At 32.5% G+C, this 12,237-nt stretch carries 22 protein-coding genes; 12 read left to right on the forward strand and 10 right to left on the reverse strand.

What is annotated here, in order from left to right:
- The first annotated feature begins 8 nt into the window (after nucleotides 1–8).
- From ABC374_RS10785 to ABC374_RS10795, 3 genes are all read left to right on the forward strand, one after another.
- Nucleotides 9–170: a hypothetical protein gene (locus ABC374_RS10785; RefSeq protein ID WP_413017625.1), complete on the forward strand. Its 162-nt coding sequence runs from the start codon at nucleotides 9–11 to the stop codon at nucleotides 168–170.
- Between the two features lie 101 nt (nucleotides 171–271).
- Complete coding sequence (locus ABC374_RS10790) at nucleotides 272–496, forward strand: BhlA/UviB family holin-like peptide (protein WP_340907768.1); 225 nt, start codon at nucleotides 272–274, stop codon at nucleotides 494–496.
- A 17-nt stretch (nucleotides 497–513) separates the two neighbouring features.
- Nucleotides 514–1,176, forward strand: coding sequence for an N-acetylmuramoyl-L-alanine amidase (locus ABC374_RS10795; RefSeq protein WP_413017627.1), 663 nt, complete (start codon nucleotides 514–516; stop codon nucleotides 1,174–1,176).
- Nucleotides 1,177–1,261: 85 nt separating this feature from the next.
- Here the strand turns inward: ABC374_RS10795 and ABC374_RS10800 are convergent, their stop codons facing one another.
- From ABC374_RS10800 to ABC374_RS10835, 8 genes are all read right to left on the reverse strand, one after another.
- Entirely contained in the window at nucleotides 1,262–2,056 is a 795-nt protein-coding gene (locus tag ABC374_RS10800; protein ID WP_413020322.1) for a DUF5677 domain-containing protein, read from the reverse strand.
- Between the two features lie 88 nt (nucleotides 2,057–2,144).
- On the reverse strand, nucleotides 2,145–2,534 hold the full coding sequence (locus ABC374_RS10805; protein ID WP_413017629.1) for a winged helix-turn-helix transcriptional regulator: 390 nt from the start codon (nucleotides 2,532–2,534) through the stop codon (nucleotides 2,145–2,147).
- Nucleotides 2,535–2,553: 19 nt separating this feature from the next.
- Complete coding sequence (locus ABC374_RS10810; RefSeq protein WP_413017631.1) at nucleotides 2,554–2,970, reverse strand: hypothetical protein; 417 nt, start codon at nucleotides 2,968–2,970, stop codon at nucleotides 2,554–2,556.
- Between the two features lie 51 nt (nucleotides 2,971–3,021).
- On the reverse strand, nucleotides 3,022–3,195 hold the full coding sequence (locus ABC374_RS10815) for a hypothetical protein (RefSeq protein WP_413017633.1): 174 nt from the start codon (nucleotides 3,193–3,195) through the stop codon (nucleotides 3,022–3,024).
- 28 nt (nucleotides 3,196–3,223) lie between these two features.
- A complete protein-coding gene (locus ABC374_RS10820; protein WP_413017635.1) occupies nucleotides 3,224–4,003 on the reverse strand; it encodes an HNH endonuclease in 780 nt (259 codons plus the stop codon).
- 182 nt (nucleotides 4,004–4,185) lie between these two features.
- Nucleotides 4,186–4,866, reverse strand: coding sequence for a hypothetical protein (locus tag ABC374_RS10825; RefSeq protein ID WP_413017637.1), 681 nt, complete (start codon nucleotides 4,864–4,866; stop codon nucleotides 4,186–4,188).
- Complete coding sequence (locus ABC374_RS10830; protein ID WP_413017639.1) at nucleotides 4,850–5,986, reverse strand: FtsK/SpoIIIE domain-containing protein; 1,137 nt, start codon at nucleotides 5,984–5,986, stop codon at nucleotides 4,850–4,852. The genes ABC374_RS10825 and ABC374_RS10830 overlap by 17 nt, the downstream gene beginning before the upstream one ends.
- Before the next feature lie 20 nt (nucleotides 5,987–6,006).
- Entirely contained in the window at nucleotides 6,007–6,318 is a 312-nt protein-coding gene (locus ABC374_RS10835; protein ID WP_413017641.1) for a hypothetical protein, read from the reverse strand.
- Nucleotides 6,319–6,631: 313 nt separating this feature from the next.
- Here ABC374_RS10835 and ABC374_RS10840 point away from each other — a divergent pair, with 313 nt between their 5' ends.
- The 8 genes from ABC374_RS10840 (at nucleotide 6,632) to ABC374_RS10875 (ending at nucleotide 9,784) form a co-directional block, all read left to right on the forward strand.
- Nucleotides 6,632–7,069 (forward strand): endonuclease domain-containing protein, encoded by a 438-nt coding sequence (locus ABC374_RS10840; protein WP_413017643.1) that lies wholly within the window; start codon nucleotides 6,632–6,634, stop codon nucleotides 7,067–7,069.
- 118 nt (nucleotides 7,070–7,187) lie between these two features.
- Nucleotides 7,188–7,391 carry a hypothetical protein gene (locus tag ABC374_RS10845; RefSeq protein WP_413017645.1) on the forward strand — a complete coding sequence of 68 codons (204 nt, stop codon included), beginning with the start codon at nucleotides 7,188–7,190 and terminating at the stop codon, nucleotides 7,389–7,391.
- A gap of 17 nt (nucleotides 7,392–7,408) precedes the next feature.
- On the forward strand, nucleotides 7,409–7,555 hold the full coding sequence (locus ABC374_RS10850) for a hypothetical protein (RefSeq protein WP_162604373.1): 147 nt from the start codon (nucleotides 7,409–7,411) through the stop codon (nucleotides 7,553–7,555).
- Between the two features lie 87 nt (nucleotides 7,556–7,642).
- Nucleotides 7,643–7,987: a YolD-like family protein gene (locus tag ABC374_RS10855; protein WP_413017647.1), complete on the forward strand. Its 345-nt coding sequence runs from the start codon at nucleotides 7,643–7,645 to the stop codon at nucleotides 7,985–7,987.
- Between the two features lie 75 nt (nucleotides 7,988–8,062).
- Nucleotides 8,063–8,821 (forward strand): hypothetical protein, encoded by a 759-nt coding sequence (locus ABC374_RS10860; protein WP_413017649.1) that lies wholly within the window; start codon nucleotides 8,063–8,065, stop codon nucleotides 8,819–8,821.
- Nucleotides 8,822–8,982: 161 nt separating this feature from the next.
- Nucleotides 8,983–9,150 carry a hypothetical protein gene (locus tag ABC374_RS10865; protein WP_413017651.1) on the forward strand — a complete coding sequence of 56 codons (168 nt, stop codon included), beginning with the start codon at nucleotides 8,983–8,985 and terminating at the stop codon, nucleotides 9,148–9,150.
- 30 nt (nucleotides 9,151–9,180) lie between these two features.
- Nucleotides 9,181–9,597, forward strand: coding sequence for a hypothetical protein (locus ABC374_RS10870; RefSeq protein WP_413017653.1), 417 nt, complete (start codon nucleotides 9,181–9,183; stop codon nucleotides 9,595–9,597).
- A 16-nt stretch (nucleotides 9,598–9,613) separates the two neighbouring features.
- The gene (locus ABC374_RS10875; RefSeq protein ID WP_413017655.1) at nucleotides 9,614–9,784 is read left to right on the forward strand and encodes a hypothetical protein; all 171 of its coding nucleotides are present in this window, start codon (nucleotides 9,614–9,616) and stop codon (nucleotides 9,782–9,784) included.
- Between the two features lie 117 nt (nucleotides 9,785–9,901).
- On the opposite strand, the gene ABC374_RS10880 is transcribed toward ABC374_RS10875, so the two are convergent.
- Nucleotides 9,902–10,138, reverse strand: a complete 237-nt coding sequence (locus ABC374_RS10880) for a helix-turn-helix domain-containing protein (RefSeq protein ID WP_413017657.1) — start codon at nucleotides 10,136–10,138, stop codon at nucleotides 9,902–9,904.
- Between the two features lie 265 nt (nucleotides 10,139–10,403).
- Here ABC374_RS10880 and ABC374_RS10885 point away from each other — a divergent pair, with 265 nt between their 5' ends.
- Entirely contained in the window at nucleotides 10,404–10,667 is a 264-nt protein-coding gene (locus tag ABC374_RS10885) for a hypothetical protein (RefSeq protein WP_413017659.1), read from the forward strand.
- A 246-nt stretch (nucleotides 10,668–10,913) separates the two neighbouring features.
- Here ABC374_RS10885 and ABC374_RS10890 read toward each other — a convergent pair whose 3' ends face one another.
- Nucleotides 10,914–11,975: a DUF3900 domain-containing protein gene (locus ABC374_RS10890; RefSeq protein WP_413017661.1), complete on the reverse strand. Its 1,062-nt coding sequence runs from the start codon at nucleotides 11,973–11,975 to the stop codon at nucleotides 10,914–10,916.
- Nucleotides 11,976–12,237 lie beyond the last annotated feature (262 nt).

Genomic DNA, 12,237 nt, shown 5'->3' on the forward strand with positions numbered 1-12,237 from the left:
TGATTCTATTGGGGAATGATTATTTTAAAAGTGCGGAAATAGTTGAAGTGATTAGAATAACTGTTACAGAAGGAACTGGTATGTCAAAGGAAGATCCTATTAAAGAAGTTGTTCAATATTGGTCAAAAGATGGAAAGTTTCTTTTCAAGACCGAATTATTTGCGTGTTAAAGAACGAAAACGAGATCAACATAAAAAATATTTAGTTCAATAAAATCCAAGTCGTCCCAAAAGGGCGGCTTTTTATTATGCGATGAAAGGGGTGTATTGAATTGGAAACAGAAATATTTAATTTATTTTTAAAACAGGGTGGATACGCAGTCTTATTCGTATGGTTACTATGGACAACTATGAAAACCAATAAAGAACGGGAAGCGAATTATCAAGCTGTAATTGAAAAGAATCAAGATGTAATTGAAACACAAGCTCAAGCATTCTCAACATTGGCTCAAGATGTAAATGAAATTAAACAAATTATTGTACAGGATAATAAATAACTAAGGAGGAATATAAAATGGATGAATTCGTTATTTCAAGTGGACATGCTAAAGTAGTACGTGGTGCAAGTGGGTATCTAGATGAGGTTAATGAAGCTAGGAAGGTAGTACCTAAAGTTGCTGAATATCTAAAAGAATTAGATTGTAAAGTACATACATTTAATGATAATACGTCAAAAAATCAGCGGGATAATATTAATACAATAGTTAAATATCACAATAGCAAAAGTCGGGGTTTAGATGTATCTGTGCATTTTAACGCTGGTACAAAGGAAACTGGCGGTACTGAGGTTCTTTATTATGGTGACGGGAATAAAGCATTGGCTGCAAAGGTATCTAAAGCTATTTCTGAAGCACTTGGAATTAAGGATCGTGGTGCGAAGAAAAGAACGGATCTCGGATTTCTTAAGGGGACAGCTAAACCAGCGATTCTGATTGAGGTATGCTTTGTCGATACTAAAACAAATGCTGATGCTTACAAAAAGAACTTCGATAAATGCTGCAAAGCAATAGCTGAAACATTATCAGGTAAAAAGTTGAAAGAACAAGCTAAGCCAGTTGAAAAGAAAAGTGTTTTACATAAGGTACAAGTTGGTGCCTTCTCTGATGAGAAGAATGCTGCTAAGTTAGCGTCAGAGTTAAAGAAAAAAGGATATTCAGTGAATATCGTAAAAGGATAAAACAAAACAGCCCCTTCTCTTAAGTGAGAGGGGCTATATTCAAACTTTAAGAGATGGAGATAAAAAGCAATAAAAGTACACATTTTTATAATTTCATAAATGCATAATTAATTTGTATTGAAGTATTGAATTTTTTTAAATCCTCATTAAGGTTATAGTATTTATATACTAGTCTAACTATTTCCATAATAAATGATGATACCATTTTAGTATGAAGTTCGAGTTCTCCACTCTTTCTATAAATTTCTACGCTATCATATTCAAATTTTAAAAACTTATTGCCTTGTTGTCCATGAACTTCATTTGAAAAAATTTGATAAAAAAGCACATAGTCTTTTTCCATTTTTAAATACTTGCACAAGTCACGAAATGTATTTGTCTTACCATTAAAATTATACCATTTACTTCTTTTGTCCTTTAAATTCATGACCGATAAATATTGGCTTTCCAGTTTATTTCTATATTTTTCATCAGTCAGATCGGAAAATTGATTATTGATTTTTTCTTTTGTTATACCCAAAAATTCTCTAACTTCTCTTCCCACAAGCGTTTCTTGAGTAATAGAATCAAATAATTTCACATCATTTATTTTTTGTGATCTATAATAGCTTTCACCCCTATTCTCAGTATCTTTTTCAAGGATGAATTTCATAAATGTATAGTTTTCTAAAATCATTCTGCTCAATGCATCCGTACCATTAAAGCTATTATTTTCAATTAACACTATCAAAGAATTGGTTTTTCCAATCATATCTTCTAATAACCCAATAATAGCTGCATCATGTGTATCAAATTGCTTATCTGAATCAATTTTGCCAAAATGATTATCCATTACATTTTTTGCAACATTGTCTGCTTCCTTTAATAACCTCTTTAACATCTTCACGAAGTAACACTACTCCTCTTTAAACTCCTTAAATCTCAACGTGTTTTGAGTAGGGGCTTGTTTAATCTTAATAATATTATTATCATACTTTTTTCAATATTAAATCGTAAATATATCCCCATGCTTGTTGTACTTCCTTTATTTCTAATCCCAATAATTCTGCCTGCTTTTTGTACTTACCAATTAATGAAGGGGCGCTTTCTAACAGTTCTAAAACTTTCACTACATTTGGATATGGTGTGTAATTTATATCATTATGAAGTAATCTGTAAGTTCCTGGTGCCTCTTTGACTATGGCATTATACTTAGCTAGAATTTTTAATCTGTTACTTACATTTGTTGGACTAATACTCAAGCGAGATGAGAGTTCTTTTTGAGATATATTAGAAATACCATCTTCATTTTGACTTGTTTCAAAAAGGTCTAAAATATCCATAAATATTTTAAACCGACTTTTTAGTTCATCATTCATTACTCTCACCTACAACCAATTATTTCCTATAAGTCCTATATACACGTTCAGCAATATCTAACCTGTATTGTTCACACACATCTTCATTCATTTCCTTTAAACAATATGCCAGTTGTACAATCAGTTGAGCCCTATCTTCAATATTAGTTAAGAACATTAAAGTGAGTAACGACACTAGTAAATCATTATAATCTATATCTGATTCATCATAAATAACTGTTTCTCCGTTAGTTGGTGAAATTTTAGTGGTTCTAACTTCTACTCTTGAACGAAATGGTTTGTTTTCTGATTCTGTAATAATCAACTCATCTATTAACTTAATAAGTTGTGAATTCTCCAAATCTCTATATTCATTCTTATAATTATCTACTGTTTCATTTCCGCCATGTTCATCGAGAATATCTGTCCAAATTAATAATAACCTTTTGTCATCCATACATACTTCTCCTCTAAACTTAGTTTACTCAAATTAAATCAACCATTATAATCAGCTATCAAAATTCCCGGCTCCAACTTCTTGATACAATTTAAAATACACATCAGCTACTGTCTGAAAGTGTTTTCTAGATTCTTCTACACCACCATTTTCAAACTTTTCAGCTTCACCTTGATGATACACATGCATTTCCCATAAGTGATCAAGTAGTTTTTCTTTATTCAATTTGTTCAACTCCTTATAAAATATTTCTTTAATCAATTTCCAATGTCGCTTCTGGGTTTTTTCTTTTTAATTCTTTTGCTTCTGGTACTATATACTTCTTCAACATGGAGCTTTTCTCAATTTTACCGTCGCACTCCAGATTCCAAGTACCTCTATCCTTATATACCTTGATTGAATTAATACGTTTCTTTTCAAAACTTCCTCGGTTCATAAATCTTATAAATTCTTGCTCAGTATCAAAATCATCACGACAATACCTATACATATCCTTTTCGGTTAATTCATGAACAACTTTATCTTTATAAGGAATTTCTCCTTCAATCCTAAACATAATAGGATCTAATTCAAAGTCATGTTCAAACTCTAATCTGCGATAAATTAAGTGATCATCATATTTAATCTCTTTTAAGTGATTTAAATAATCTTCATAATCATCTGTAGTGCAATTATTTACCTTCATAAAATGTTGTATCATTTTTTCTTTTCCTATTTCATCATACACCCCTAAACTCCTACCAATGTGCTGAAATGAATGGCAATCTTTACAAATTAATGATAACTCCTTAAGTGTGACAAGAAATTCATCCTTATGGTGCTCTTCGATTTCATGAACATGTAAGTTACGTAATTCTGACTTTTCATTCGTTGAGTATCCGCATATTTGACAGGTGTTATTATTTTGCTTAAGAACTTGTAATCTTATTTTCCTCCAAAGAGTGTGAGATATATTATTTCTGACTACCTGACCATTATAAATCCTTGATTTCCAATCAATCGTAAGTTTAAATGAACTGAAATCTTTTGACATGTAAAACCTCTCACCCCTTATAGAATGATTATTTCATTCCAAAAAAAATACCATATTCAATGGTATTGAACTCCTATCTTTACTTTTTTTCTTTCTAATAATTTACTCTCCTAAAGATATAGGTATAATAACCTAATATATATTTAAAGTTTAACAGTTATGGATATGTTTGTGAATGAATTTTATTTTTTTAGCTTCAACGATCCACCATTAGTTTGAATTACATTTTTAACAGGTAGAGGCTTAATTTGTAGTGTTGATTCTCCAGACCTGCTTTCTATAAAGTCAGAAATGGAAGGGGATTGATATATTTCAAGCTTTGCACTTTTAACTGCATATCGAGTAGGAGTAATAATTAGGATAGACGGGAACACCTTTTTATCTGGTTTTTGCCAAGGTTCATCTTTCCAATCTCCTGAATCATAATAAGTTTCATAAAGATCAATTTTCTTTTGCATGACTTCTTTTGTATAAACATTTCGTTGAACTTCGATAAAAATGGGGTTAAACCAAATAGCGAATATATCCGGTTCAATTGTTCCCTTGTCACCATATTTAGGTTCAATCATAAGGTTTTTGGTTTCTCTATGTGTTTTCATTTCAATAACAGTATCGACTAATTCAAGGAAGTGGGGGATTTTAATTGAGTCTGGTTTAATATTGCAGTCAGAGTTGAAGTAAACGTATGGAGAGTGAAGAGTACTGCATTTGATAAAGTTATCCCTTGTTAAACGTTTTAAAACACTATTACAAGAATTTATAGGATTCTTAAGATGCTTAAAGTGTAATTCAACTATCTGGTTTCTTGACATCATTCTGAATTGTCTCAAGTCGTTAATAATCGCTTTATCTCTTTGGTTCACTATCAAACACCTCATCTAATGAAAATTCATTTACCTTTCGTTCTGCGACATCTTCAAGTTCTAGTTCATCTTGTTTCACTTTTAATGGATCAAGTAACCCTTTAGCTGTTTTCTTATCCATGTAAGGGACTTGAATCACTCTTTCTTTACTTGCAGTTGAAAGTATCATCCTACCCGGAGAATCTAAATCAACTGATTGCTTCAATCCACTTATTTTTGCATTCGTTTCATCTGACTGTTTACCTGATATTCTAAAGGTAAGGTTATTCTTCAATTGTCCACCTAATGACTTCGCATCACCACGTTGCATTGACAACAACAGATAAACACCATTAGAACGACCTATACAGGATATATTTTCAATTATCTTCATTATTTTTGGTTTATCTTTGAGCAATATAACTTCATCAATACACACCACAATTGTAGGTGGCTTATCTTTTAATTCATAAATACTCTCTACGTCCATCTTATCAAGCAATTTACCTCTTCGAACCATTTCCTTCTCAATTAATTGAAGTGGAGGTAGTAAAGTCTTAGCATCCATAAACACACCCATTACATGAGGTAGTCTTTTGTATATACCGAATTCTGAAAACTTCAAATCACCTAGTAAGAATAGTATTTCATCTGGTGACTTATGCAGAATCAATGAGGTCAATATTCCCCTAATTAAAGAACTCTTACCACTTCCTGTTGTTCCTGTGAGCAACATATGATGTTCTTCTGTCATGTCCTTTACATTCAACTTACCTGACCTATCTACACCGCACATAATAGGGATTATTTTACCCTTCAAATGAGATTGAATTTTTTCAAACTCGTATGGAATATCTTTTTCCATGTCCTTTGAATAACACCACAAGATAAACTTCTTCACCTTACCATCTATTTCAATGTTATTTCCAAAGCACTGTTTGAATACCCATTCTTGTTTCAAAACCAAATCAGGATTAGCACCATCGGGTAAGGTAAAAGTGAATCTGACAGCTTCATTTTCCTCATCAATATGGACATCATGAATCTTGGGATAACGTGTATACGTCTTTGATTGCGTTTTAGTTTGCTTGTGGATTCCACCAAGTTTAAATGCCCTCATTAGCGAACCACGCAGCTTCATCTTTGCTCTCCATAGCTTCATCATAGGAAAGCACCACTAACAGCGAGCATTAGTTTCCATATAAATCCGAATGCTATACAAGGTATAGCTATATTAAAGCCTATGTGGAGTGCTTCAGCTAGGTCATAATTTCCTTGATGTTCAAAAAACTTTTCCAATAAGGCAATGGATACAAGCCCAACACCCATAAGGCAAATTGTTGGATCAAATAAAATAAATGGACTGACAGAATATAGGTTAATATTCGGACTGGCTTTCCTTTTTACCTTCTTTTTATCCTTAAAACTTCGATCCATAAATGAATGTAACTCTATAGTATGCTTTCTTCTCATTAGAATAATTCCTCCTTTTAAATATTCAGTCAATTACGAATTAAATAAATCCCCCTCGCGCTCCCCCTTAATCCCTCACTCCGTTCATCCTTAACAAATTCCTTCAATGCAGTGATACCAACGGATTAAACTTGTTTTTCTTTGGTAATGATAATAAGTAAAAACAAAGTAACTGATCAGTCGATAATTAGTTGATTTTTTTCAGATAATCAGTAGTTGATTCAATAATGGAATCGTATCTACTTTGGTAAATGATATGTAGAAAGTTCGTAGAAGTTGCTTGTACCTACGAGAAAGGGGAAATTTATTTACAATGGTAGAATATGTGGTGTTTTTTGGACTTGTCCTATCAGGGTTTGTCTTTCTAGGCTTGGACATACGAAGAAGCAGAGGAGTGACTGTGGATCAATACATTCCCCCATACTTTGTGGAATTGGATAAATGTCAAAGTCCTATTGAGAAGAGGGTCTTGAAAGCATTATGGATGAGGGATTATAAAGTAACTACACAGTATCCAATAAGAAGGTATAGAATTGATATAGCACTACCAGAGTATCGGTTAGCCATTGAATGCGATGGTAAAGATTTTCATTCAAGTAAAAAAGCTAAAGCGCACGACAGGAAGCGAGACGCATACCTAAGATCAATTGGATGGAAAACGCTGCGGTTTAGTGGAAGCACCATCAATGGGAATATGAGCAAGGTAATTACTCGAATTGAATCTGAAATACAGAAGAAACACTCTGATTAAGAAGTGTTTGTTACGTTTTCTGTCACAAATAAAAATTAATTCCTAATTTATTCACAATACTGTCACGAGGACTTTTTACCTATATAATGAATATATAGGCAATGGGGAGGTTGGTTTTGTGGAATTGAAAGAATTGAGTTTTGAGCGAACCGGTTACATAAAGGCTAAGTTACAGTTATTTGATGATCATGTATTCTTAATGGCTGAGGATTGTATGCCTGTAAAGCTGTGCCGTGAAAAATATGGTGAAGAAGAAGCAATCCAATTTGCAATAAAGGAATTTGAAAAACTGAATAATGTAATTCTGACGTCAATCGATTGATATTTGGAGGTCTAAACATGCGCAACCTAGAAGGATTAAAAATAATTGATACCGAAGAATACACTTATATAGAGGGGATTGGTACAGCTACTGAAGAGGGTACTCTGGATTTAGAGGGGTTAATTAAAACATTGTTACAGGAAAAGTATCTACGTCATCTTTAAGAAGGGAAATTTTCCCCTTCATTTTTTTGACTAAATTAAGAACAAATGTTCTATAATGTAGTTATAGAATGAAATGGAGATGTTCTTATGTCTATAAAAGATCGTGGAAAACTTAAATGGCAACCAGCTTTGATGCTGCCTGAATACGTTAAGTTACTTAATGATGTAAATAAGGATTATTACCGTCAAGTAAAGCCAATACTTGATGAGTACCAGTTGGAGGAGTTTGAGAACAAAATACACACTGCTATGGAGTTTGCTTCACCAGTAAAGTTTACTGTTTGGGAAGATGGATTTGATTGGGAATATACAGGGATGATACATAGACTAGATCAGTTTACAAAGTTAATCCATTTAGAGTTGGAAAAAGAGAAGGGACATATTATCAGGGTGAAATTTGAAGATCTTGTAGACATTCAAATCATTGAATAACAACTTAAGTATGTTTGAAAATTAGAGGAATACCTCTTTTTTTGTCGAATTTTCTTCAACATTAGGGGGATTAAAATGGATAAAAAAATGCAAAGAAATTTATTACTTATTGTAATCTGTACCATGATAGCTTTTCCAATAATTATAAATATTTTAATGTTTATTCAAGTGTTTCCGGTTGCTGGTGATCAAGATTCTTGGATAAGTACTTTAGGTTCTTTCTGGGGAGCCATCATCGGGGGAGTTCTAACTTTATATGGAGTAAAAAAATCTATTGACCATAATGAAGAAATAAGAAGAAAGGAAAATTTTCCTCGTAGGCTATATCATTTAGAGAAAGCATTGTCTTATTTAGAAGAAGTAAGAAAGGAATTTGATAATATACTATCCTTAAGTTTCGGCAAGAATAAACCGAATTTTTTTATGATAAACACAAATTTAAACGTAGAAAAATTAGAAAAATATCATTTATATACTGCTAAACTGTTTGAAAAACTTAATGAGGATTTAATTTATGTTGATTCAAAATCGTATCGTATGTTTTTTGAATTTCGAAGAAGTGTCAATGATTTATTTAAGGAAATAATGGCAGAGGCGAGTATAGAGTTATTTAATTTTTCTCAGACATTAATTACTAAAGAAGATGATGTGCTAAATATTCCTTGGGGTGAACTCCCTATGAGTGAAGAACAGAAAAATCAATTAAATACTATTAAGAAGAAATTTAATAACGCTGAAAGTGAATATATTAGTTCGGAAAGTATATTAATAACCGCATTGTATTTTGATTTAACTGAACATTATTTTAGCTTAATCGAAGAAATGAATTACTAATAGATATAAGCCTCTTAGCTAATTAAGGGGCTTTTTTGTTTGTTAAAATCTGTATTTTATATAATTTTACGTATTACTATTTTTATAGAAACTTTAGGTAAATTTGAATATAAGCTATTTTATTTGGAGATTATTATGTAGGACAGGAGAGTGATAATTGATTGGATAAAAAGTCAAAGAAAATTAATCTTACTGATGTCGATATGACCGACGTAGAAGTTGTCTCAACGGAGAATATCGATATCAATGAATATTTTAGAAAGAAGCTTATCGAGTGTATGGCCAAAGAAGAAAACAGATTATTCTTGTTCTCTAAAAAAAATAAATGATTTATCTAGTATAGGAGGATTGAATTATATATGGCTTATAAAAAGTACATAGATGAACATGGGCGATTAATTGAAGAGCGTACTAATGAAAATAATGAAACAATAACTGAATACGTTGGTGTATTTGTTGAGGAATACATTGATGAAAGGAATTCGAAATGCAAAAAGTATATTGATAAAAATGGAGTTGTTACCCTAATTTGCGAAAAACCTGAAGGGTATAAAGGGCTGTGGATAAGAGAAACTAGATTTTTAGGGGAATTTTCTATTGAGTCTTATAAATTAAAACAATACGCCCTTCTTGCTGAAAAACATGATCTTGATGCAAGAGGAATAAGAAAGGAAATGATTAAGGCTAACAAGGATTTTGAAATAAGAAAACAAGAGAACCTAGAGTTATACGAGAAATTAGCCAAAAAGATTGAAGATGATAAAAATAAAAGCTAATTGATAGGATTATATCATGGCGAAAAAGTGGCCTAAACAAGAAGAAACTAAACAAAAAGGTATGAATAAGCCTCCAATTACTGTGAAGAGAATAAATGAACCTAACTTAAGATTAATAGCAATGGCGTTTTCGAATTTGTATCATCAAACAAAAAATATTGATAAACGATCGAATGATGAGGAATGAAAAAAAGCTAAGGAATATACCTCAGCTCAGTAAAGGGGAAATAATAAAGAAAGAAAAGCTAGTGATGATAATATTATTTACAATTAATTCCCTTTTATGAAGAAAACCACCAGTCCTTTACGATTGGTGGTTTTCTTCTGTACCATCTTCAATTAGGATCAATATGTCACCAATTTTTATTTCCAAAATTTCACAAATTCTTCCAATGGTATCCCTTTGATATTGTTTTGTGTCGTCATTATATAGTCTTCTTAGTGTTTCAAATTTCAAATCAGTCATGGAAGCTAACTGCCTTATAGATATATTTCTCTCATCTAGAATCTTTTTTAAGTTAGATTTAACTCTAATACCCATGAATAACCCACCTTTTTTTTTACATAAATCAATTATATCACATAGAAAAAGATTGACTACAGAAAGTAGTAAGATAAACTACGGAATGTTGTTGACAAACAAACGTAGTCGTAATATACTTTGAATAACAACAACGAAATGTAGTCAGGGAGTGAGATAATGGAAGACAAGAGGACGGTGACTTAAACTCCAAGTCCTCTACATAAGTCAGTGTTAGGTTCAATGTGAACCTAACAAAAATCGAATTTAAAAGGGGATAACCAAAATGATAACTCAAACATTTGAAGCTAAAAAGGTATTTGTATCAGTTGATAACGCTGCACAGTGGATAGTATTTGAAGAAGAAATTCAAGCTGGGTTCAATTATCAACTTGCTTCTATAGAAGATCTTCACGATTATGTGGCAGCTTGCGGTGAAGTATTTACCTACAACATTCAAACATCTGAGGGTGTAGTTCAGTGGTTTACAGAAGAATTTCCTGAAGAATCCCCACTTGATTATGTATGTGAGTATCGGGTGATTAACTAATGGGTCACACCATAAATAACATTAATGAAACTAGGTTAATATTTTATTTACAAGAAAAAACTACTAACTAACAGTTAGTAGTTATGATCAAATTTAGAGTAAATAATGGCGGTTTGAGAGTTTGAATTTTTGTATAAATATTGGTCACAAAATTGGTCACAGATTTGTCTGAAACCCTTGTTATTAAGCACTAATTAGAGTCACATTCCGAGTCACATAACTGCTCACATTTTTGCTCACAAATCATCAACTTTTATTTATGATTTTTTCAATTAGAACTTGCAAATCATCCGGCTTATGAAACTCAATCGGCGAGACACCTTTATCGAACTCTATCGTATCGGATTCTATCATCAATACATACTTCCCATTAATCTTTCCTAAATGGATGCTATCGCCAAAATCGGCTAACAGTCCTTTGACGGATGTACTGCCTAGCTTCATTCGCATTTCGGCTTCAGGTGTATGCTCGACAATCTGGGCTGTGGCTTCGACGACCTGGTGGGTTTCAAGGCGTTCCTGGATTTCCCGTTTATCACTCGTTTCCCAGATTTCCAGGTCCTGTTCGAATTTGTGCAGTTCGTCACTGTTATCTTCGAATTGAGCGGATACATGTTCATGGACCATATGGATGACCTGATTTTTCATGATTTCCGGCATCGATTCGCCATATTCGACGAACTTCAAGAAGTCCTCGAAGTAGCGGGCATGTGAGGCCTGGTGGATTTTCAGTTCGCCTTCTTCGACCATACCTTCTTCGGGCATGTATGGGTATTGAATGGATTTCATATTTTTAGTGGTGATTGCCATTTCAACGTGCCTAATCAAGGTACGTTCATCAGAAATGGAAGCAACTTTCGGCTCGAAATCACATTTTAATAAGAAAACGAATGGTTCATCAAGATATTTCGTTAATTTTGCCGATGCGATTATGAAGACACCGCCACGGACGGCACTTGTATCAATATAAGAGCGCGTGAATTGTTCGTTTTCCTCTTGGAATTCTTGTTTTGTTTTTGCATAACGAACACGGTTAAATACATTGTAATTAGGGTTGGAATCAAGTGCATGTCCTTCTTCGACAATAAAAGAACCGATTTTCGTCGGTATTTGTTCAGTTTTTGGATGACGGTCGACTTTCCGTTTGGAAATCTTCATCAATTCCCCATCCAAAAAATCCTTTAGAGGACTTTCTTCGTATTCTTCAGTATCAAGAGTTTGGAAATGTTTAAAACGCTTATCAGCCTGATCGCCTTTGCCTTCGACTTGGATTAAATAAAAAGACAGATAGGTAATCTCAAAATCCATCAATGTCACCTTCTTCAATTATTAAGCATGATTCCCGTACTTTTTTTAAGACTTAATAAGTATAGTTATGTACTTTGATTCCGTCAAACTATTGGTACATGAATGATTAGCATAATTTTGGTGTATTATTTCATAATAATACATAGAAGAAAATAAATAATGATTCTTTATAGAATTAAAAAAATTAGAACTTTTACAAGATAAATTAATGGAATACTTCAGTAGCTCGCTTTATTAATATTAAAATAATGAATTGTTAATT

Origin of the sequence: Peribacillus phoenicis (assembly GCF_047238085.1) — a bacterium.
In the GTDB taxonomy this organism is placed as follows: Bacteria; Bacillota; Bacilli; order Bacillales; family DSM-1321; genus Peribacillus.

Coding starts and splice junctions, on each gene's coding strand:
- ABC374_RS10795 (WP_413017627.1), top strand. CDS start 514: ATGGATGAATTCGTTATTTCAAGTGGACATGCTAAAGTAGTACGTGGT.
- ABC374_RS10800 (WP_413020322.1), bottom strand. CDS start 2,056: ATGTTAAAGAGGTTATTAAAGGAAGCAGACAATGTTGCAAAAAATGTA.
- ABC374_RS10805 (WP_413017629.1), bottom strand. CDS start 2,534: ATGAATGATGAACTAAAAAGTCGGTTTAAAATATTTATGGATATTTTA.
- ABC374_RS10810 (WP_413017631.1), bottom strand. CDS start 2,970: ATGGATGACAAAAGGTTATTATTAATTTGGACAGATATTCTCGATGAA.
- ABC374_RS10820 (WP_413017635.1), bottom strand. CDS start 4,003: ATGTCAAAAGATTTCAGTTCATTTAAACTTACGATTGATTGGAAATCA.
- ABC374_RS10830 (WP_413017639.1), bottom strand. CDS start 5,986: ATGAAGCTGCGTGGTTCGCTAATGAGGGCATTTAAACTTGGTGGAATC.
- ABC374_RS10835 (WP_413017641.1), bottom strand. CDS start 6,318: ATGAGAAGAAAGCATACTATAGAGTTACATTCATTTATGGATCGAAGT.
- ABC374_RS10840 (WP_413017643.1), top strand. CDS start 6,632: ATGGTAGAATATGTGGTGTTTTTTGGACTTGTCCTATCAGGGTTTGTC.
- ABC374_RS10850 (WP_162604373.1), top strand. CDS start 7,409: ATGCGCAACCTAGAAGGATTAAAAATAATTGATACCGAAGAATACACT.
- ABC374_RS10855 (WP_413017647.1), top strand. CDS start 7,643: ATGTCTATAAAAGATCGTGGAAAACTTAAATGGCAACCAGCTTTGATG.
- ABC374_RS10860 (WP_413017649.1), top strand. CDS start 8,063: ATGGATAAAAAAATGCAAAGAAATTTATTACTTATTGTAATCTGTACC.
- ABC374_RS10870 (WP_413017653.1), top strand. CDS start 9,181: ATGGCTTATAAAAAGTACATAGATGAACATGGGCGATTAATTGAAGAG.
- ABC374_RS10875 (WP_413017655.1), top strand. CDS start 9,614: ATGGCGAAAAAGTGGCCTAAACAAGAAGAAACTAAACAAAAAGGTATG.
- ABC374_RS10880 (WP_413017657.1), bottom strand. CDS start 10,138: ATGGGTATTAGAGTTAAATCTAACTTAAAAAAGATTCTAGATGAGAGA.
- ABC374_RS10885 (WP_413017659.1), top strand. CDS start 10,404: ATGATAACTCAAACATTTGAAGCTAAAAAGGTATTTGTATCAGTTGAT.
- ABC374_RS10890 (WP_413017661.1), bottom strand. CDS start 11,975: ATGGATTTTGAGATTACCTATCTGTCTTTTTATTTAATCCAAGTCGAA.